The sequence below is a fragment of the Ectopseudomonas chengduensis genome (genome assembly GCF_900102635.1).
Lineage (GTDB): Bacteria > Pseudomonadota > Gammaproteobacteria > Pseudomonadales > Pseudomonadaceae > Aquipseudomonas > Aquipseudomonas chengduensis.
On sequence record NZ_FMZQ01000001.1, the window covers coordinates 604827 to 623364 of the forward strand.

The window sequence follows — 18538 nt, forward strand, 5'->3', positions numbered from 1 at the left end:
CGTACGGCGAACCGCTGGCCCTGGTGCGGAGCGCCAGAGCAGGCAGTAGTTAGCAGGCAAAAAGAAGCCGGCTCTGTCAGGCCGTGTGAAAACTACTGCGCTCGGCCATGCTGCGCTAAAAACAGGCTCAGAATGCTCATTTACCACTTGTAAACTGCGCTTCTTCGCCTGTTTTTGTCTTGCCTGACCTTCGCTCGCTACGTTTTTACACGGCCTTCTGCGGCCGGCTTTCTCGGTGTTACACGGTGTGCAGGTACCAGTTGTATTCGAGGTCGGAGATGGTGGTCTCGAACTCCTGCAGCTCGGCTTCCTTGCACGCGACGAAGATGTCGATGTACTTCGGATCGATGTACTTGTTCAGCACTTCGCTGTCGTCCAGCTCGCGCAGCGCGTCGCGCAGGTTGTTCGGCAGGCTCTGCTCGAGTTGCTCGTAGGAGTTGCCTTCGATCGGCTCGCCCGGGTCGATCTGGTTGGTCAGACCGTGGTGGATGCCGGCGAGGATCGACGCCAGCATCAGGTAGGGATTGGCGTCGGCGCCGGCCACCCGGTGTTCGATGCGCACGGCGTCGGCGCTGCCGGTGGGCACGCGCACGGCCACGGTGCGGTTGTCCAGCGCCCAGCTCGGCGCGTTGGGCACGTAGAACTGCGCGCCGAAGCGGCGGTAGGAGTTCACGTTAGGGCAGAGGAAGGCCATGCTCGCGGCCATGGTGTCGAGGATGCCGCCGATGGCGTGGCGCAGCGGCTGGTTCTCCAGCGGGTTGTCGGCGGCGAAGATGTTCTTGCCGGTCTTCTTGTCCAGCAGCGAGATGTGCACGTGCAGACCATTGCCCGCCTGGCCCGGGTAGGGCTTGGCCATGAAGGTGGAATCCATTTCATGGTCGTAGGCGATGTTCTTGATCAGGCGCTTGAGCAGCAGCGCATAGTCGCAGGCCTTGATGGCGTCTTCGACGTGATGCAGGTTGACCTCGAACTGCGCCGGGGCGCTTTCCTTGACGATGGCGTCGGCCGGGATGTCCTGCTCCTTGGCCGCTTCGAGCATGTCCTGCAGGCAATCGACGTACTCGTCGAGGTCGTCGATCAGGTACACCTGGGTCGAATGCGGGCGCTTGCCGGAGATCGGCGAGCGCGGCGGCTGCGGCCGGCCGTTCACGTTCTCCTGGTCGATCAGGTAGAACTCCAGTTCGAAGGCTGCGCAAATACGCAGGCCCAGTTCGTCGAACTTCTGCACCACCTGGCGCAATACCTCGCGCGGGTCGGCGAAAAAAGGCGTGCCGTCCAGCTCGTGCATGGTCATCAGCAACTGCGCGGTGGGGCGCTTCTGCCAGGGTTCGTTGCACAGGGTATTGGGGATGGGGAAGCAGATACGGTCGGCGTCACCGATATCCAGGCCAAGGCCGGTGCTCTCGACGGTGGAGCCATTGATGTCGAGGGCGAAGAGCGAGGCCGGCAGGTTGATGCCTTTCTCGTACACCTTGTGCAGAGCGTTTCGATCGATGCGCTTGCCGCGCACCACGCCATTCATATCTGCAATAAGAAGGTCGACGAACTGGACCTCGGGATGTTCCTTGAGGAACGCGTTCGCTTCGTTAAGCTGAACGGCACGCGGGGGTACCGACATGATGCAACACCTTTTTGTTAAATATATCAATCATGCGACTGCATGGGTGTGAGTCAATCCGAAACGCACTTTACTGTCAAGCTGGCCCAATGATGCCCTGTAGTGGGGCGTGGCGGCCATTTTTGGGGCATTCCAAGGCCTTTCAGCGGGCTCCAAGCGTTGATCTTTCAGGTTGCTCAGTGGGGTGTGTTCAATTTTTTACAGAGCTATTGTGTAAAAAAATGAACAAGGCTAAGCTCGGTTCAAACCCATAACAGCAATAATACGGGTGTCTCATGTTTTGCCTGCCGGCCATCGGCGTCAGCGCTTGCACTAGGACCATCGGTCACGCGACCTCTTCCCTCATCAACGAGGCGAGCCCGCTCATCATATGGGCCGGATCAGTCATGAGCATGACCGCTGCAACGCAGCAACATCTCTCCTTTGCGGCCTCTGCGTCGCGCGGCCTGTCTCGTCAGGCTGTTCGCTCATTCCATACCCTGCACGATAGCGTACGTGGCTGCGCAACGCTCCCTGGCGTGCGCCCTGGCAGTTGCTCTGCAGCGCACCGCCCACTCGCGGGTTTCGCTGGGTTAGCGCAATGCCCCGAGCTAGACGGCTCGGGGCTCGTGAGAAAGGGTGAGCGATTTTATTTCGGTGGAGTGAAATGCCGGGTGTCGGAGGTGCCGCACCCCTAGTAGCATCCACCCGAATATCTCGCCTTCTTTCAGGCCTTTGGTGAGGCTTGCAGGGAGAAGGCGGGGCAACGCTGAACCCGCTATAACTCAAGCTGGTTCTACAACCCTGAGGTCTCTATGAGTACCAAGCTAGACCAGCTCACGAGCTGGCTGAAAGAACGCAAAATCACCGAAGTCGAATGCCTGATCAGTGACCTGACCGGCATTGCCCGCGGCAAGATCTCGCCGACCAACAAGTTTCTCGACGAGAAAGGCATGCGCCTCCCCGAGAGCGTGTTGCTGCAGACCGTGACGGGCGACTATGTCGAGGACGACATCTATTACGACCTGCTGGACGAAGCGGACATCGACATGTTCTGCCGTCCGGACGCCAACGCTGTCTTCGTCGTGCCCTGGGCCATCGAGCCCACCGCCATGGTGATCCACGATACGTTCGACAAGCAGGGCAACCCTATCGAACTGTCGCCGCGCAACATCCTCAAGAAGGTGTTGCAGATGTACGCCGAGAAGGGCTGGAAGCCCATCGTCGCGCCGGAGATGGAGTTCTATCTGACCAAGCGCAACAGCGACCCGGACTTCCCGCTGGTAGCACCTGTTGGCCGCTCCGGCCGCCCGGAAACCGGCCGTCAGAGCTTTTCCATCGATGCGGCCAACGAGTTCGACCCGCTGTTCGAAGACATGTACGACTGGTGCGAACTGCAAGGCCTGGATCTGGACACCCTGATCCACGAAGAAGGCCCGGCGCAGATGGAAATCAACTTCCGTCATGGCGATGCACTGCACCTGGCCGACCAGATTCTGGTGTTCAAGCGCACCATGCGTGAGGCCGCGCTCAAGCATGATGTGGCGGCCACGTTCATGGCCAAGCCGATCACCGACGAGCCTGGCAGCGCCATGCACATCCACCAGAGTGTGGTCGACATCAAAACCGGCAAGAACATCTTCTCCAACGAAGACGGGACGATGAGCGAGCTGTTCATGCACCACATCGGGGGGCTGCAGAAATATATCCCCGAGCTGCTGCCGCTGTTCGCGCCGAACGTCAACTCGTTCCGCCGCTTCCTGCCCGATACCTCGGCGCCGGTGAACGTGGAATGGGGCGAGGAGAACCGCACCGTAGGCCTGCGCGTACCTGAGGCAAGCCCGCAGAACCGCCGCGTGGAAAACCGACTGGCAGGTGCCGATGCCAACCCCTACCTGGTGCTGGCGGCGACCCTGCTGTGCGGCTACATGGGCATGGTCGGCGGGGTCAAACCCGGCGCACCGGTCAAGGGTCGCGGTTACGAGCGTCGCAATCTGCGCCTGCCGGTGACCATCGAGAGCGCCCTGGAGCGTATGGAAGCCTGCAAGGACGCCGAGAAATTCCTCGGCGAGAAGTTCATCCGTGGCTATGTCGCGGTCAAGCGTGCCGAGCACGAGAACTTCAAGCGCGTGATCAGCTCCTGGGAACGCGAGTTCCTTCTGCTGTCGGTGTAGTTCCGGCGCAGGTGTAGGGTGGGCTTTAGCCCACCATTGCAGGCCGATTCGGTGGGCTGAAGCGGATCGCCGCCCGGCCCACCCTACTTGAGCGCGCTGAAGCGGATCGCCGCCCGGCCCACTCTACAAGAGTCCGTGAGCCGGCCGCGTTCACAGAAGAAGGTGTGGTAATGAACAAGCAAGCGAACAACCCCAAGACTGCGCACTGGCAGGCCCTGAGCCAGGCTCACCATCTGGCGCCGTTCAGTGATTACAAGCAGCTGGCCGAGAAGGGCCCGCGCATCATCACCGAGGCAAAAGGCGTGCATCTGTGGGACAGCGAGGGCAACAAGATCCTCGATGGCATGGCCGGTCTTTGGTGCGTGGCGGTCGGCTATGGTCGCGAGGAGCTGGTCGAAGCTGCCGCTACGCAGATGCGCCAGTTGCCGTTCTACAACACCTTCTTCCAGACCGCCCATCCACCGGTGCTGGAGCTGGCCCATGCCATCTCCCAGCTGGCGCCGGCCGGCATGAACCATGTGTTCTTCACCGGTTCGGGCTCGGAGGGCAACGACACCATGCTGCGCCTGGTACGCCACTACTGGGCGTGCAAAGGCCAACCGCAGAAGAAGATCATCATCAGCCGCGACAACGGCTACCACGGCTCCACCGTGGCCGGCGCCAGCCTCGGCGGCATGAAGTTCATGCACGAGCAGGGCGACCTGCCGATCCCGGGCATCGCTCATATCCCGCAGCCGTACTGGTTCGGTGAAGGTGGCGACATGAGCCAGGAAGCCTTCGGCATCTGGGCCGCCGACCAGTTGGAGAAGAAGATTCTCGAACTGGGCGAAGAGAATGTCGCGGCGTTCATTGCCGAGCCGATCCAGGGCGCTGGTGGTGTGATCATTCCGCCGGACAGCTACTGGCCGCGCATCAAGGAAATCCTCGCCAAGTACGACATTCTCTTCGTCGCCGACGAAGTGATCTGCGGTTTTGGTCGTACCGGCGAGTGGTTCGGCAGCCAGTATTACGACCTCAAGCCTGACTTGATGACCATCGCCAAGGGCCTGACCTCGGGCTACGTGCCGATGGGCGGACTGATCGTCAGTGACAAGGTGTTCGAAGTGATCGAGGCACATGGCGATTTCAACCACGGCTTCACCTATTCCGGGCATCCGGTGGCGGCAGCGGTGGGCCTGGAGAACCTGCGCATTCTAAAGGAAGAAGGCATCGTCGAGCGGGTGAAAGCAGAAACGGCACCATATTTGCATCGTCGTCTACGTGAGCTGGCGGATCACCCGCTGGTGGGCGAAGTGCGCGGCGTCGGCATGCTTGGTGCCATCGAGTTGGTGCAGGACAAGGCGACGCGCACACGTTATCCGGGTGACAAGGCGGTAGGCATGATCTGCCGCGGCCACTGCTTTAATAACGGTCTGATCATGCGCGCCGTGGGCGACACCATGATCATTGCGCCACCACTGGTGATCAGCCAGGCGGAAGTGGATGAGCTGGTGGAGAAAGCACGCAAGTGCCTGGATCTGACCCTGCGTGACCTGTCGGTCTGAAAGCCCGCAGTCACGGAAAGTTGTCAGCGGTGCCATGACCTTGCCAGACTGCGCCAGAGTGCACGAGCCAGCCTGATTCGAACGGCTTGCGCGACCTCTGGAATAACGACACAACAACAGGAGCTGTACGCATGAAAACATTCGGCAAGACCCTTCTCGCGTTGTCCCTGACCGCGGCCGTGGCAGGCGCTGCTCAGGCTGACAGCAAGGTGCTGCATGTCTACAACTGGAGCGATTACATCGCCGAAGACACCCTGGCCAACTTCGAGAAGGAAACCGGCATCAAGGTCGTCTACGACGTCTTCGACAGCAACGAAGTACTGGAAGCCAAGCTGCTGGCCGGCAGCTCCGGTTACGACGTAGTCGTGCCGTCCAACCCGTTCCTGGCCAAGCAGATCAAGGCTGGCGTGTTCCAGAAACTGGACAAGTCCAAGCTGCCGAACTGGTCAAACCTGGACAAGGACCTGCTCAAGGCCCTGGAACCGAGCGATCCGGGCAACCAGTACTCGATCCCCTACATGTGGGGCACCATCGGCATCGGCTACAACGTCGAGAAGGTCAAGGCCGTGCTCGGCGAAGACGCGCCGGTCGACTCCTGGGATCTGGTGTTCAAGCCCGAGAACATGGAAAAGCTCAAGGCCTGCGGCGTTTCCTTCCTCGATTCCCCGACCGAAATTCTCCCGGCCGCTCTGCACTACCTGGGCTACGCCCCGGACAGCAGCAAGGCTGACGAGCTGAAGAAGGCCGAGGAACTGTTCCTCTCCATCCGTCCTTCGGTGGCTTACTTCCACAGCTCCAAGTACATCTCCGACCTGGCCAACGGCAATATCTGCGTCGCCATCGGCTACTCGGGTGACATCTACCAGAGCAAGGCGCGCGCCGAAGAAGCGAAGAACGGCGTGGAAGTCGGCTACAACATTCCGAAGGAAGGCGCGGGCTCCTTCTTCGACATGCTGGCAGTGCCGGCCGACGCCAAGAACGTCGAAGCTGCACACGTGTTCCTCAACTACCTGATGGAGCCGGCGGTGATGGCCAACATCACCAACTACGTGCAGTTCCCCAACGGCAACGCCGCAGCCACGCCGCTGGTCGATGAGGCGCTGCGCACCGATCCGGGCGTTTACCCGACTCCGGAAGTGCTGAAGAAGATCTACACCTTCCCGGACCTGGCGCCGGCGGTGCAGCGCAACATGACCCGCAGCTGGACCAAGATCAAGTCCGGTCGCTAAGCAACGAAGCAACGCCGCCTGGCGGGTTCGCCCGCCAGGTACCCAAATCGCGAGAAGAGGAAACGTTATGCGTCGTTCTACCCTGCTGGCCGGCCTGATCGCCGCTGCCATTGGTATGTCTGTTGCCCAGGCCGCCGACCGTGTGGTCAAGGTCTACAACTGGTCCGACTACATTGCGCCGGACACCATCGCCGAGTTCGAGAAGGAGACCGGCATCAAGGTGGTGTATGACGTTTTCGATTCCAACGAAACCCTCGATGGCAAGCTGGCTACCGGCCAGAGCGGCTATGACGTGGTGGTGCCTACCAACCATTACCTGGCCAAGCAGGTGCGTGCCGGCACCTACCTGAAGCTGGACAAGACCAAGCTGCCGAATCTGGTCAATCTCGACCCGACCATCATGGAAAACCTGGCCGCGGGCGACCCCGGCAACGAATACTCGGTGCCTTACCTGTGGGGCACCAACGGTATCGGCCTGAACGCCACCAAGGCCCGTGCCGTGCTCGGCGATGACATCCCGCTGGATTCCTGGGCGCTGCTGTTCGACCCGCAATACGCCGAGAAACTCGCCTCCTGTGGCATTGCCCTGCTCGACTCGGGCGACGAAGTGCTGCCGCAGACGGTCAACTACCTGGGCATGTCGCCGCATACCACCAAGCGCGAAGACTACGAAAAAGCCTTCGAGCAGATGATGAAGGTGCGTCCCTACATCACCTACTTCCACAGCTCCAAGTTCATTTCCGATCTGGCCAACGGCGAGATCTGTGCTGCCTTCGGTTATTCCGGCGATGTGCTGCAGGCCGCTGACCGCGCCGAAGAGGCTGGCCGTAGTGACGAGATCATTTACATCATTCCCAAGGAAGGCACCGCCATGTGGGCGGACCTGCTGGCCATCCCCAAGGACTCGAAGAACGTCGCCGAAGCCCACGAATTCATCAACTACCTGCTGCGCCCCGACGTGATCGCCAAGATCAGCGACTACGTCGCCTACGCCAACCCCAACCTCAAGGCCACCGAGCTGGTCGACGAGAGCGTGCGCGAGAACCCGGGCGTTTATCCCAGCGAGGAGGTCATGGCCAAACTCTACGTTGCCGAGGAGCGTACGCCCGAGGTGCAACGCTGGCTGACCCGCGACTGGACAAGAATCAAGAGCGGACGCTGATCGGCGGAAGATTTTCCTATAAAGTGCCGCGCCTTTTTCGGGCGGCACACAATAACGAGGATGATACTGTGCGAGTTACCCTGCCCAAGTCTCTGATCGCCCTGGCGGCCTCCGCTGTCTGTGGTGTGGCCCTGGCCCAACCCAAGGTGCACATCTACAACTGGAGCGATTACATCGGCGAAGAGACGCTGGCCAAGTTCGAGGCGAAAACCGGCATCAAGCCGATCTATGACGTCTTCGACTCCAACGAAACCCTCGAAGGCAAACTGCTCGCTGGCCGCAGTGGCTACGATGTGGTGGTGCCGTCCAACCATTTCCTCGGCAAGCAGATTCGCGCCGGCGCCTTCCAGCCGCTCGACCGCAGCAAGCTGAGCAACTGGGACAACCTCGATCCGGCGCTGCTCAAGCAGCTGGAAACCAACGACCCCGGTAATCAGTATTCGGTGCCCTACCTGTGGGGCACCAACGGCATCGGCTACAACGTCGAGAAGGTCAAGGCGGTGCTCGGCATCGAAGAGATCGATTCCTGGGCTGTGCTGTTCGAAGCCGAGAACATCAAGAAGCTCAGCCAGTGCGGCGTCGCCTTCCTCGATTCCGGTGATGAAATGATTCCGGCCATGCTCAATTACCTTGGCCTGGACCCCAACAGCACCAACCCCGACGACTACGCCAAGGCCGAGGCCAAGCTGCTGGAAGTGCGCCCCTACGTCACCTACTTCCACAGCTCCAAGTACATCGGTGATCTGGCCAACGGCAACATCTGCGTGGCTGCCGGTTTCTCCGGCGACATCCTGCAGGCCGCCGACCGTGCCGACGAGGCTGGCAAGGGCATCGAAATCTCCTACAGCATTCCCAAGGAAGGCGCCAACCTCTGGTTCGACATGATGGCCATTCCCGCCGACGCGGCGAACGCCGAGCAGGCGCATGCCTTCATCAACTTCCTCCTCGAGCCCGAGGTGATCGCCGAAGTCAGTGACTACGTCGGTTATGCCAACCCCAATACCAAGGCGGATGAATTCATGGATGAGGAGGTGCGCAACGACCCCTCCGTTTACCCGTCACAAGCGGTGCTGGACAAACTGTACATCTCCGCCGAGCTGCCGGTTCGCGTGCAGCGCCTGATGACCCGCAGTTGGACCAAGGTCAAGTCGGGTCAGTAATCGTTCCTGCCCGGCCGCAGGGGTCGGGCACAATCTTCCGGGAGTTTTCCTAAATGGCTGTTGCCTCCAGCGCCTACAAAAAAGCCCTCGAGGGGGATCAGACACCGAAAGAGGTGCTGGTCAAGATCGATCGGGTGACCAAGAAGTTCGACGAGACGGTGGCCGTCGACGACGTCTCGCTGACCATCAACAAGGGCGAGATCTTCGCCCTGCTGGGTGGTTCCGGCTCCGGCAAGTCGACCCTGCTGCGCATGCTCGCCGGCTTCGAGCGTCCAACCGAAGGGCGCATCATCCTCGATGGCGTCGACATCACCGACATGCCGCCCTACCAGCGGCCGATCAACATGATGTTCCAGTCCTACGCGCTGTTCCCGCACATGACCGTGGCGCAGAACATCGCCTTCGGCCTGCAGCAGGACAAGCTGCCCAAGGCCGAGATCGAAGAGCGCGTGGCCGAGATGCTCAAGCTGGTACACATGACCCAGTACGCCAAGCGCAAGCCCCACCAGCTCTCCGGTGGTCAGCGTCAGCGCGTGGCCCTGGCCCGCTCCCTGGCCAAACGCCCCAAGCTGCTGCTGCTCGACGAGCCGATGGGCGCGCTGGACAAGAAGCTGCGTTCGCAGATGCAGCTGGAACTGGTGGAGATCATCGAGCGTGTCGGCGTGACCTGCGTGATGGTGACACACGACCAGGAAGAGGCCATGACCATGGCCCAGCGCATCGCCATCATGCACCTGGGCTGGATCGCCCAGACCGGTAGCCCGATTGATATCTACGAGACGCCGACCAGCCGCCTGGTGTGTGAGTTCATCGGCAACGTCAACCTGTTCGATGGTCAGATCACCAGCGACGAGGTCGACCACGCGATCATCGACTGCCCGCATCTGGACAAGCCGATCTACATCGGTCACGGCGTCAGTACTCGCGCCGAGAACAAGTCCGTCAGCTACGCCCTGCGCCCGGAAAAACTGCTGATGGCCACCGCGCTGCCGGATGACCACGAGCATCCCGAGTACAACTGGAGCCGTGGCCACGTGCACGACATCGCCTACCTCGGTGGTCACTCGGTGTACCACGTCAAGCTCACTTCCGGGCAGATCGTGCAGTGCTTCATCGCCAACGCCGAGCGCCGCGGCAAGCGCCCGACCTGGGACGATCCGGTGGTGGTGTACTGGGAAGACGACAGCGGCGTGGTACTGCAATCATGAAACCGAGCAAACTGGCGCGCTATCTGCCCACTGGGCGGCATGCCGTTATCGGCATACCCTTCCTCTGGCTGTTCATGTTCTTCCTGCTGCCCTTCATCATCGTGCTGAAGATCAGCTTCGCCGAAGCCGACGTGGCGATTCCGCCCTATACGGAAATCTACCAGTGGGCAGACAACAAGCTGACGCTACTGTTGAATTTCGGCAACTACATCTTCCTCAGCGAAGATGCACTGTACCTGTCGGCCTACCTGGGTTCGCTGCAGATCGCCTTCTTCAGCACCTTGCTCTGCCTGGTGATCGGCTACCCGATGGCCTATGCCATCGCGCGTGCGCCGAAAGAGCACCAGACGGTACTGCTGCTGCTGATCATGATGCCGACCTGGACTGCGATCCTGATCCGCGTCTATGCCTGGATGGGCATTCTCGGCAACAACGGCCTGCTCAACAGCCTGCTGATGGGCATTGGTCTGATCGATACGCCGCTGCAGATTCTCAACACCAACACCGCGGTCTATATCGGCGTCGTGTATTCGTACCTGCCGTTCATGATCCTGCCGCTCTACGCCAACCTGGTGAAGCACGACCTCAGCCTGCTGGAGGCCGCCTCCGACCTGGGCTCGAGCAACTTCAACAACTTCTGGAAGATCACCGTGCCGCTGTCGAAGAACGGCATCATCGCCGGCTCCATGCTGGTGTTCATTCCGGTGGTCGGTGAATTCGTCATCCCCGAACTGCTCGGCGGCCCGGAGACCCTGATGATCGGCAAGGTGCTGTGGCAGGAGTTCTTCAACAACCGCGACTGGCCGGTGGCGTCCGCCCTGGCGGTGGTGATGCTGGCGATCCTGATCGTGCCCATCATCCTGTTCAACCGTAACCAAGCGAAAGAGCTGGAGGGCCGCCCATGAAGCGTTTCAGTTTCTCCAGCATCATGCTCTGGGCTGGCCTGATCTTCATCTACCTGCCCATGGTCATCCTGGTCATCTACTCGTTCAACGCCTCGCGGCTGGTAACGGTGTGGGGCGGCTGGTCGGTGAAGTGGTACGTCGGTTTGCTGGACAACACCCAGCTGATGAACTCGGTGATGCGCTCGCTGGAAATCGCCTGCTACACCGCCATTGCGGCGGTGGCGCTGGGTACCCTGGCGGCCTTCGTGTTGACCCGCATCACTCACTTCAAGGGGCGCACCCTGTTCGGTGGCCTGGTCACTGCACCGCTGGTGATGCCGGAAGTGATCACCGGCCTGTCGCTGCTGCTGCTGTTCGTGCTGATGGCGCAGTTGATCGGCTGGCCGATGCAGCGTGGCATGACCACCATCTGGATCGCCCACACCACTTTCTGCTCGGCCTATGTGGCGGTGGTGGTGTCGTCGCGTCTGCGTGAACTGGACATGTCCATCGAAGAGGCGGCCATGGACCTGGGGGCGCGGCCGTGGAAGGTGTTCTTCCTGATCACCGTGCCGATGATCGCGCCGTCGCTGGCAGCAGGGGCGATGATGTCCTTCGCCCTGTCGCTGGACGATCTGGTTCTGGCCAGCTTCGTCTCCGGTCCGGGTTCGACCACCTTGCCAATGGAGATCTTCTCCGCCGTGCGCCTGGGGGTTAAGCCGGAGATCAACGCGGTGGCCAGCCTGATCCTGCTGGCAGTGTCGTTCGCCACCTTCCTGGCCTGGTTCTTCGCCCATCGCGCCGAGGAAAAACGCAAGAAGGCCATGCAGCAGGCCATGGACGAGACCACCAATCCGTCCTGGCAGCAGGTCGTCGACAGCCGTCGCAGCACCAGTAGCAACTGAGCTTCTGGCTGAAAGCAAAACGGGCCCCGCGGGGCCCGTTTTTCATGGTGTCACTGATCGGGGCGTTGTGCAGCAATCTGTAGAAGCGGCTTCAGCCGCGAATGTTGTGCCTGCCCAGCCGCTATTTCACCAACGCCTTCCAGGCCTTGAGGCTGCTCACGATCTGCGTCTGAGTCGCACGCAGCTGGCGCTGCTCGTCGTCCAGCTCCTGCTGCGCCAGTTCGTACAGCTTGTTCAGCTCGCCATACAGGCGGTCGACCTCGGGCACTTCCAGCACCCCGCGTGCCAGGCGCAGCCAGACCAGCAGGCGCTCCAGGCGTGGCATCTGCTCGGCCAGGTCTTCCGGTTGCTGCTGGTAGCGGCGCAGTTGCAGGGCCGTGCCTTCTTCGTTCAGCAGAGTCGGCAGCCAGTTGCCCAGGGCTGCGTTACCCTGGCGATTGCCGCGATTGTTGCGCTCTGCCGTCCAGCTGCGTTGCAGCAGCCAATGCGACAGCTTCAGCGACAGCAGGCCCCAGCGGCAGCCATCCAGTTCGGCGGCGAACAGCGCGGGAGCGTTGCGCCGCATGCTGTCATCGTGCTGCCCGGCCGCCAGGCGCGGACGCCAATCGTCGAGCAGGGCATCTAGTGCTTCGCGCAGTTCCCGCGAGCTGGCACGCGGTGCTGCCTGGCCGAGGCTGGCGATCAGGGCGCGCAGGTCGATCAATTGCTCCAGCCATTGCTGCAACAGGCTCCAGTGACCATTCCAGCGATACTGCTCGGCCAGGCGCTGGCTGGCGCCGAGCAGGTGCCAGGCGAGTGCGGCGAAAGCGTCGTCCAGGCTCATCTCGCCCTGCAGCTCGGGTGCTGGCAGGCTGAGGTTGTAGCTGCCAGCATCGAACAGACGATAGCCCCGCTCGGCCTTGCTGATGTCGCAAGGCATCAGCGGCAGCTCGGCGGCCAACTCGCAGGCCAGCTCCAGCAGCGCGGCGGGTTCCCCCTGGCGCAGCTCCAGCTCCAGCTCGCAGATCTCTTCTTCGCCCTCACCAGCGATGACCTTGCCCAGGTCCAGCGCGGCCTCGATGACTACCTTGGCCTTGCCGCGGCCCCAGGCGATTTCGGCCTTCTCGCGGACGAAATCGGTGGTGAACAGCGGCTGCAGGGTTTTCTTGTCCAGTTCGGCCAGGCTGGCCGGCCAGCAACTGTCATCGAGCTTTTTCAGGTCGAGCTTGGCCTTGCTCAGGTACCAGTCCCACTCGTTGCGTTCGGACAGGCCGGCGACGCTCTGGCCGCGGCTCTTCAGGGTCTGAATGAACTGCTCGCCGTCACGGCGCAGACGCAGGGCGACCTTGGCGCTGGCCAGCTCGCGGTCCGGGGTGTCGTAATACTGATTGAACAGCTCGCCGCGCTGCCAGCCACTCTTGTTGCGCTTCTTCAGCAGCGGGTGTTCGCGCAGGGCTGCCAGGGTGGCGCGGCTGGCGCGCAGTTTGATTTCGGTTTCTTTGACCATGGTGGAGAGCTATGACGCCTTTTATGAAAATGTGACAGACCGATGACGCGCGCTGGCGAATGACGAAGCCGGTCCCTATACTTGCGGCCTTCTCAAAACGGGGGCTTACCCTATGCCTATCAATCCCTTTGTCAGCCTGTTCGGTCGTTCACCCATCGGCCCCATGCAACAGCATATCGCCAAGGCCCACGAGTGCGCGGCGAACCTGGTGCCCTTCTTCGAGGCCATAATGGCCGAGGATTGGGCCAAGGTAGAACAGGTGCAACAGGAGATGTCCCGGCTGGAGCACGAGGCCGACAAGCTGAAGAAAAGCGTGCGCCTGCACCTGCCCAAGAGCCTGTTCCTGCCGGTACCGCGTTCGGACCTGCTTGAGCTGCTCAGTGTACAGGACAAAGTCGCCAACCGTGCCAAGGACATCGCCGGCCTGATGCTTGGCCGCCAGATGGCCATTCCGCAGCCGCTGCAGCCGCTGATGCGCACATACGTGCAGCGCAGCGTGGACGCCAGCGCCCAGGCGCTGAAAGCGATGAACGAATTGGACGAGCTGCTCGAGACCGGTTTCGCCGGCCGTGAAGCGGTGCTGGTGGAAACCCTGATCGAGGAGCTCGGTTCGATCGAAAACGATACCGATCGCCTGCAAATCGAGGTGCGCCGCAACCTGTTCAAGCTGGAGAAGGACCTTCCCCCGGTCGATGTGATGTTCCTCTATCAGATCATCGACTGGGTCGGCGATGTCGCCGACCGTGCCCAACGAGTGGGCAACCGACTGGAACAACTGCTGGCGCGCTAAGCGCCAGTGTCCTTTCTGGGATCTACGGAAAACTAATTTATGTCTCTGATTGCGGACTACGGGCTGATTCTGCTCGTGCTTGCCTGCCTTTTCGGTTTTTTCATGGCCTGGGGTGTCGGTGCCAACGATGTAGCCAACGCCATGGGTACATCCGTTGGCTCGCGTGCATTGACCATCAAGCAGGCGATCATCATCGCCATGGTCTTCGAGTTCGCCGGCGCCTACCTGGCCGGCGGTGAGGTGACCGAAACGATCAAGAACGGCATCGTCGATGCCAACATGATCAGCCCCAACCTCATGGTTCTGGGCATGATGTCTGCGCTACTGGCAGCGGGGACCTGGCTGCTGGTGGCGTCGACGCGCGGCTGGCCGGTATCTACCACGCACACCATCGTCGGTGCGGTCATCGGCTTCGCTGCCGTCGGCGTATCGGTGGACGCTGTGCACTGGGACGGCGTCGGCCCCATCGTTGCCAGCTGGGTGGTCACGCCAATGCTGGCCGGGATCATCTCCTTCTGTCTGTTCGTCAGCGTGCAGAAGCTGATCATCGACACCGATAATCCCTTCCTGAACGCCAAGCGCTATGTGCCGCTGTACATGTTCATCACCGGGTTCGTGATCTCGCTGATGACCATGACCAAAGGCCTCAAGCACGTCGGTCTGAATCTCTCCAGCACCGAGGGCTTCATGCTCTCGATCGGTATCGGTGTGCTGGTCATGCTGATCGGTGTAGCCCTGCTCAGTCGCATCCATGTCGATGTCGAGGCCGACAAGGCCTTCCATTTCTCCAGTGTGGAGAAAGTGTTCGCGGTGCTCATGATCTTCACCGCCTGCGCCATGGCCTTCGCCCACGGCTCTAACGACGTGGCTAACGCTGTCGGCCCGCTGGCTGCCATCGTCGGCGTGATCCAGAGCGGCGGTGAGTTGGCTGCAGGCGAGAAGTCGGTTGTGCCGGGCTGGATCCTGTTGCTGGGTGCGCTGGGTATCGTGGTCGGTCTGGCCACCTACGGTTACAAGGTAATCGCCACCATCGGTAAGGAAATCACCGAGCTGACCCCCAGCCGTGGCTTCGCCGCTGAGCTGGCTGCCGCCACCACCGTGGTCAGCGCCTCCGGTCTGGGTCTGCCGATTTCCACCACCCACACGTTGGTCGGCGCTATTCTCGGCGTTGGTCTGGCGCGCGGTATCGGTGCGCTGAACCTGGGCATGATCGGCAAGATCTTCCTGTCCTGGATCATCACCCTGCCGGCAGGTGCGATCCTGTCGATCATCTTCTTCTTCATTCTGCGCGCGCTGTTCGGCGGGGTCTGATTCCGCCCTGACGGTTTCCCCTGAGGTTGGATGCTCCTATTATGGAGCTCCGCCCCAGGAGAGCACCGATGCCCTTGCCGTCCTTTCGAGAGCAGTTCGCCGCGCTGATCGCAGCGCCTTCGGTGAGTTGTACCCAGCCCAATTGGGATCAGAGCAACGCGCCCGTTATCGAGCTGCTCGCCGCCTGGCTGGGTGACCTGGGTTTTACCTGTGAAACCCAGCAGATCGCTCCGGGCAAATTCAACCTGCTCGCCAGCTATGGCTCCGGTCCCGGCGGTCTGGTGCTGGCCGGGCACAGCGATACCGTGCCCTTCGATGCCGCGCTGTGGCAGAGCGACCCACTCAAGCTGACCGAGGTCGGTGACCGTTGGGTGGGTCTTGGCAGTTGCGACATGAAGGGCTTCTTCGCCCTGGCCATCGAGGCTGTGCGGCCGCTGCTCGATCAGCCTTTCAAGCAGCCGCTGCTGATCCTGGCCACCTGTGATGAAGAGAGCTCCATGGCCGGCGCTCGGGCCCTGGCCGATGCCGGCCGGCCGCTTGGCCGTGCGGCGGTGATTGGCGAGCCGACTGGCCTCAAGCCCATCCGCCTGCACAAGGGCGTGATGATGGAGCGCATCGATATTCTCGGCCAGAGCGGCCATTCCTCCGACCCGGCGCTTGGCCGCAGTGCGCTGGAGGCCATGCAGGACGTGATGGGCGAGTTGCGCGGCCTGCGCGCGCAGTGGCAGCGCGAATTCAACAACCCGCAGTTCGGTGTGCCACAACCGACGCTGAACCTTGGCTGCATCCATGGCGGCGATAATCCCAACCGCATCTGTGGCCAGTGTGCGCTGGAGTTCGACCTGCGCCCGCTGCCGGGCATGGACCCGGAGCAGCTGCGTGAGGCGATTCGCGGCAAGTTGCAGCCGTTGGCGCTCAAGCACCAGGTGCGCATCGACTACGGCCCGCTCTTCCCGGCCGTACCGCCCTTCGAACAATCTGCCGATGCCGAGCTGGTGCGCCTGGCCGAGCGTCTGACCGGGCACAGCGCGCAAGCGGTGGCATTTGGCACCGAGGCGCCTTATCTTCAGCAACTTGGCTGCGAGACCCTGGTGCTCGGCCCCGGCGATATCGACTGCGCCCACCAGCCCGGGGAACACCTGGAGCTGGCGCGCATCGAACCCACTGTGGCGCTGCTGCGCCAGTTGATCCAACACTATTGCCTGACGCGGAGTGAAGACGTGCAACGACGATGAGAGCCCGCCCCGAGCCCGCCCTATCGCTCATGGCGGGTTGTACCCGCCCTACGTCTGGACGCTACGGATCTCTACATGCACGACTACGTCACCTGGTTACGCCACGCTTCGCCCTACATCAACGCCCACCGCGACTGCACCTTCGTGGTCATGCTGCCGGGTGAAGGCGTTGCCCACCCGAACTTCGCCAACATCGTTCACGATCTGGTGCTGCTGCACAGCCTTGGCGTGCGCCTGGTGCTGGTACACGGCTCGCGCCCGCAGATCGAGGCGCGCCTGGCTGCCCGTGGCCTGATCCCGCATTACCATCGTGACCTGCGCATCACCGACGCACCGACCCTGGAATGCGTGATCGACGCCGTCGGCCAGTTGCGCATCGCCATCGAAGCACGCCTGTCGATGGATATGGCTGCCTCGCCGATGCAGGGCTCGCGCCTGCGCCTGACCAGCGGCAACTTCGTCACCGCGCGGCCGATCGGCGTGCTCGATGGCGTCGACTATCACCACACCGGCGAGGTGCGGCGTATCGATCGCAAGGGCATCAATCGCCAGCTCGACGAGCGCAGCATTGTTCTGCTGTCGCCGCTCGGCTATTCGCCCACCGGGGAGATCTTCAACCTGGCCTGTGAGGACGTTGCTACCCGCGCGGCCATCGACCTGGGCGCGGACAAGCTATTGCTGTTCGGCGCCGAAGACGGTCTGCTCGACGAGCAGGGCAGGTTGGTGCGTGAGCTGCGCCCGCAGCAGGTGCCGGCGCATCTGACGCGCCTGGGCAGCAACTACCAGGGTGAATTGCTCGATGCCGCGGCCGAGGCCTGCCGGGGCGGCGTCAAGCGCAGCCACATCGTCAGCTATGCCACCGATGGCGCGCTGCTCAGCGAGCTGTTCACCCGCACCGGCAACGGCACGCTGGTGGCGCAGGAGCAGTTCGAATCCCTGCGTGAGGCGACCATCGAAGATGTCGGCGGCCTGATCGAGTTGATCAGCCCGCTGGAAGAGCAGGGCATTCTGGTGCGTCGTTCGCGCGAGGTGCTGGAGCGCGAGATCGAGCAGTTCAGCATCGTCGAGCGCGAGGGGCTGATCATCGCCTGCGCGGCGCTGTATCCCATCGCCGATTCCGACTGTGGCGAACTGGCCTGTCTGGCGGTCAATCCCGACTACCGTCACGGCGGTCGTGGTGACGAGCTGCTGGAGCGGATCGAGGCCAGGGCGCGGGCGCAGGGGATCAAGACCCTGTTCGTGCTCACCACCCGCACCGCCCACTGGTTCCGCGAGCGCGGCTTCGAGCCGAGCAGCGTCGAGCGCATGCCCACCGCGCGGGCGTCGCTGTACAACTACCAGCGCAATTCCAAGGTGTTCGAGAAGACGTTGTAGGAGGGGCGAGAGCAGGCCGCAACTGTAGAGCGGATTTATCCGCGAGTTTCGCTGCTGACGCCGCTCCTACACTGGAGCGATGCAGGAGGCCAAGGCCGAGCATGTAGCCCGGATGCAATCCGGGAGAGCGAGCTAGAATGCCCCCGGATTTCATCCGGGCTACATCTCCACCAGCGCAATCCCTGGGTGCGTTCAGGATTCAGGCGCTGTGCTGCTGCAGGCGCATCTGCTCGAAGCCGTCGTCCCAGCCGGCCTCCCAGGCCGCAGCGGGGATTTCCTCAGGGTAGGGCTGGCGGGTCCTGGGTTGGCCAGTAAGGCCGGCCATATAACCTTGCTGGTAGGCCTTGGTCAGGCTTTCCAGGCTCCATTGCGGCGTGGCGTCATCGGCCATGGGCGCTGCTCGTCTATCGTCCTTTACCCGGCAATGCTAGCTGGCCGGGCGGCCAGGGGAGTGGCCGCCCATCCTGGCTTTTGCTCCG

The 18538-nt window shown here is 62.0% G+C and carries 15 protein-coding genes; 12 read left to right on the forward strand and 3 right to left on the reverse strand.

The window, feature by feature from the left end:
- Positions 1-238: 238 nt before the first annotated feature.
- On the reverse strand, positions 239-1618 hold the full coding sequence (locus BLS08_RS02820) for a glutamine synthetase family protein (RefSeq protein ID WP_017678373.1): 1380 nt from the start codon (positions 1616-1618) through the stop codon (positions 239-241).
- Between the two features lie 794 nt (positions 1619-2412).
- Between BLS08_RS02820 and BLS08_RS02825 the strand changes: the two genes are divergently transcribed.
- The 8 genes from BLS08_RS02825 to BLS08_RS02860 all read left to right on the forward strand — a co-directional run bounded on the left by BLS08_RS02825 (position 2413) and on the right by BLS08_RS02860 (position 11863).
- Positions 2413-3771: a glutamine synthetase family protein gene (locus BLS08_RS02825; protein ID WP_017678374.1), complete on the forward strand. Its 1359-nt coding sequence runs from the start codon at positions 2413-2415 to the stop codon at positions 3769-3771.
- A gap of 170 nt (positions 3772-3941) precedes the next feature.
- Entirely contained in the window at positions 3942-5315 is a 1374-nt protein-coding gene (locus BLS08_RS02830; RefSeq protein WP_017678375.1) for an aspartate aminotransferase family protein, read from the forward strand.
- Positions 5316-5446: 131 nt separating this feature from the next.
- Positions 5447-6544 (forward strand): extracellular solute-binding protein, encoded by a 1098-nt coding sequence (locus BLS08_RS02835; protein ID WP_017678376.1) that lies wholly within the window; start codon positions 5447-5449, stop codon positions 6542-6544.
- A gap of 67 nt (positions 6545-6611) precedes the next feature.
- Entirely contained in the window at positions 6612-7706 is a 1095-nt protein-coding gene (locus BLS08_RS02840; protein WP_017678377.1) for a polyamine ABC transporter substrate-binding protein, read from the forward strand.
- A gap of 68 nt (positions 7707-7774) precedes the next feature.
- A complete protein-coding gene (locus BLS08_RS02845) occupies positions 7775-8866 on the forward strand; it encodes a polyamine ABC transporter substrate-binding protein (RefSeq protein ID WP_017678378.1) in 1092 nt (363 codons plus the stop codon).
- Positions 8867-8919: 53 nt separating this feature from the next.
- Positions 8920-10074, forward strand: coding sequence for a polyamine ABC transporter ATP-binding protein (gene potA / locus BLS08_RS02850; RefSeq protein ID WP_017678379.1), 1155 nt, complete (start codon positions 8920-8922; stop codon positions 10072-10074).
- Positions 10071-10979, forward strand: a complete 909-nt coding sequence (locus BLS08_RS02855) for an ABC transporter permease subunit (protein ID WP_017678380.1) — start codon at positions 10071-10073, stop codon at positions 10977-10979. Before potA ends, BLS08_RS02855 begins: the two co-directional genes overlap by 4 nt.
- On the forward strand, positions 10976-11863 hold the full coding sequence (locus tag BLS08_RS02860) for an ABC transporter permease subunit (protein WP_017678381.1): 888 nt from the start codon (positions 10976-10978) through the stop codon (positions 11861-11863). The genes BLS08_RS02855 and BLS08_RS02860 overlap by 4 nt, the downstream gene beginning before the upstream one ends.
- A 121-nt stretch (positions 11864-11984) precedes the next feature.
- Here BLS08_RS02860 and BLS08_RS02865 read toward each other — a convergent pair whose 3' ends face one another.
- Positions 11985-13349: a CYTH domain-containing protein gene (locus BLS08_RS02865; protein ID WP_017678382.1), complete on the reverse strand. Its 1365-nt coding sequence runs from the start codon at positions 13347-13349 to the stop codon at positions 11985-11987.
- 112 nt (positions 13350-13461) lie between these two features.
- Between BLS08_RS02865 and BLS08_RS02870 the strand changes: the two genes are divergently transcribed.
- The 4 genes from BLS08_RS02870 (at position 13462) to argA (ending at position 18059) form a co-directional block, all read left to right on the forward strand.
- The gene (locus tag BLS08_RS02870) at positions 13462-14139 is read left to right on the forward strand and encodes a TIGR00153 family protein (protein WP_017678383.1); all 678 of its coding nucleotides are present in this window, start codon (positions 13462-13464) and stop codon (positions 14137-14139) included.
- Positions 14140-14178: 39 nt separating this feature from the next.
- Positions 14179-15450 (forward strand): inorganic phosphate transporter, encoded by a 1272-nt coding sequence (locus BLS08_RS02875; RefSeq protein WP_017678384.1) that lies wholly within the window; start codon positions 14179-14181, stop codon positions 15448-15450.
- Between the two features lie 68 nt (positions 15451-15518).
- The gene (gene argE, locus BLS08_RS02880) at positions 15519-16685 is read left to right on the forward strand and encodes an acetylornithine deacetylase (RefSeq protein WP_017678385.1); all 1167 of its coding nucleotides are present in this window, start codon (positions 15519-15521) and stop codon (positions 16683-16685) included.
- A 75-nt stretch (positions 16686-16760) separates the two neighbouring features.
- A complete protein-coding gene (argA, locus tag BLS08_RS02885) occupies positions 16761-18059 on the forward strand; it encodes an amino-acid N-acetyltransferase (protein WP_017678386.1) in 1299 nt (432 codons plus the stop codon).
- Positions 18060-18258: 199 nt separating this feature from the next.
- On the opposite strand, the gene rmf is transcribed toward argA, so the two are convergent.
- A complete protein-coding gene (gene rmf, locus BLS08_RS02890) occupies positions 18259-18450 on the reverse strand; it encodes a ribosome modulation factor (protein ID WP_090335979.1) in 192 nt (63 codons plus the stop codon).
- Between the last annotated feature and the right edge of the window lie 88 nt (positions 18451-18538).

Excerpts from the sequence above, each read along its gene's own strand:
- argA (WP_017678386.1), top strand. The coding sequence starts at position 16,761 with ATGCACGACTACGTCACCTGGTTACGCCACGCTTCGCCCTACATCAAC.
- BLS08_RS02840 (WP_017678377.1), top strand. The coding sequence starts at position 6,612 with ATGCGTCGTTCTACCCTGCTGGCCGGCCTGATCGCCGCTGCCATTGGT.
- BLS08_RS02855 (WP_017678380.1), top strand. The coding sequence starts at position 10,071 with ATGAAACCGAGCAAACTGGCGCGCTATCTGCCCACTGGGCGGCATGCC.
- BLS08_RS02835 (WP_017678376.1), top strand. The coding sequence starts at position 5,447 with ATGAAAACATTCGGCAAGACCCTTCTCGCGTTGTCCCTGACCGCGGCC.
- BLS08_RS02865 (WP_017678382.1), bottom strand. The coding sequence starts at position 13,349 with ATGGTCAAAGAAACCGAAATCAAACTGCGCGCCAGCCGCGCCACCCTG.
- argE (WP_017678385.1), top strand. The coding sequence starts at position 15,519 with ATGCCCTTGCCGTCCTTTCGAGAGCAGTTCGCCGCGCTGATCGCAGCG.
- BLS08_RS02830 (WP_017678375.1), top strand. The coding sequence starts at position 3,942 with ATGAACAAGCAAGCGAACAACCCCAAGACTGCGCACTGGCAGGCCCTG.
- rmf (WP_090335979.1), bottom strand. The coding sequence starts at position 18,450 with ATGGCCGATGACGCCACGCCGCAATGGAGCCTGGAAAGCCTGACCAAG.
- BLS08_RS02820 (WP_017678373.1), bottom strand. The coding sequence starts at position 1,618 with ATGTCGGTACCCCCGCGTGCCGTTCAGCTTAACGAAGCGAACGCGTTC.
- BLS08_RS02875 (WP_017678384.1), top strand. The coding sequence starts at position 14,179 with ATGTCTCTGATTGCGGACTACGGGCTGATTCTGCTCGTGCTTGCCTGC.
- BLS08_RS02825 (WP_017678374.1), top strand. The coding sequence starts at position 2,413 with ATGAGTACCAAGCTAGACCAGCTCACGAGCTGGCTGAAAGAACGCAAA.
- potA (WP_017678379.1), top strand. The coding sequence starts at position 8,920 with ATGGCTGTTGCCTCCAGCGCCTACAAAAAAGCCCTCGAGGGGGATCAG.
- BLS08_RS02870 (WP_017678383.1), top strand. The coding sequence starts at position 13,462 with ATGCCTATCAATCCCTTTGTCAGCCTGTTCGGTCGTTCACCCATCGGC.
- BLS08_RS02860 (WP_017678381.1), top strand. The coding sequence starts at position 10,976 with ATGAAGCGTTTCAGTTTCTCCAGCATCATGCTCTGGGCTGGCCTGATC.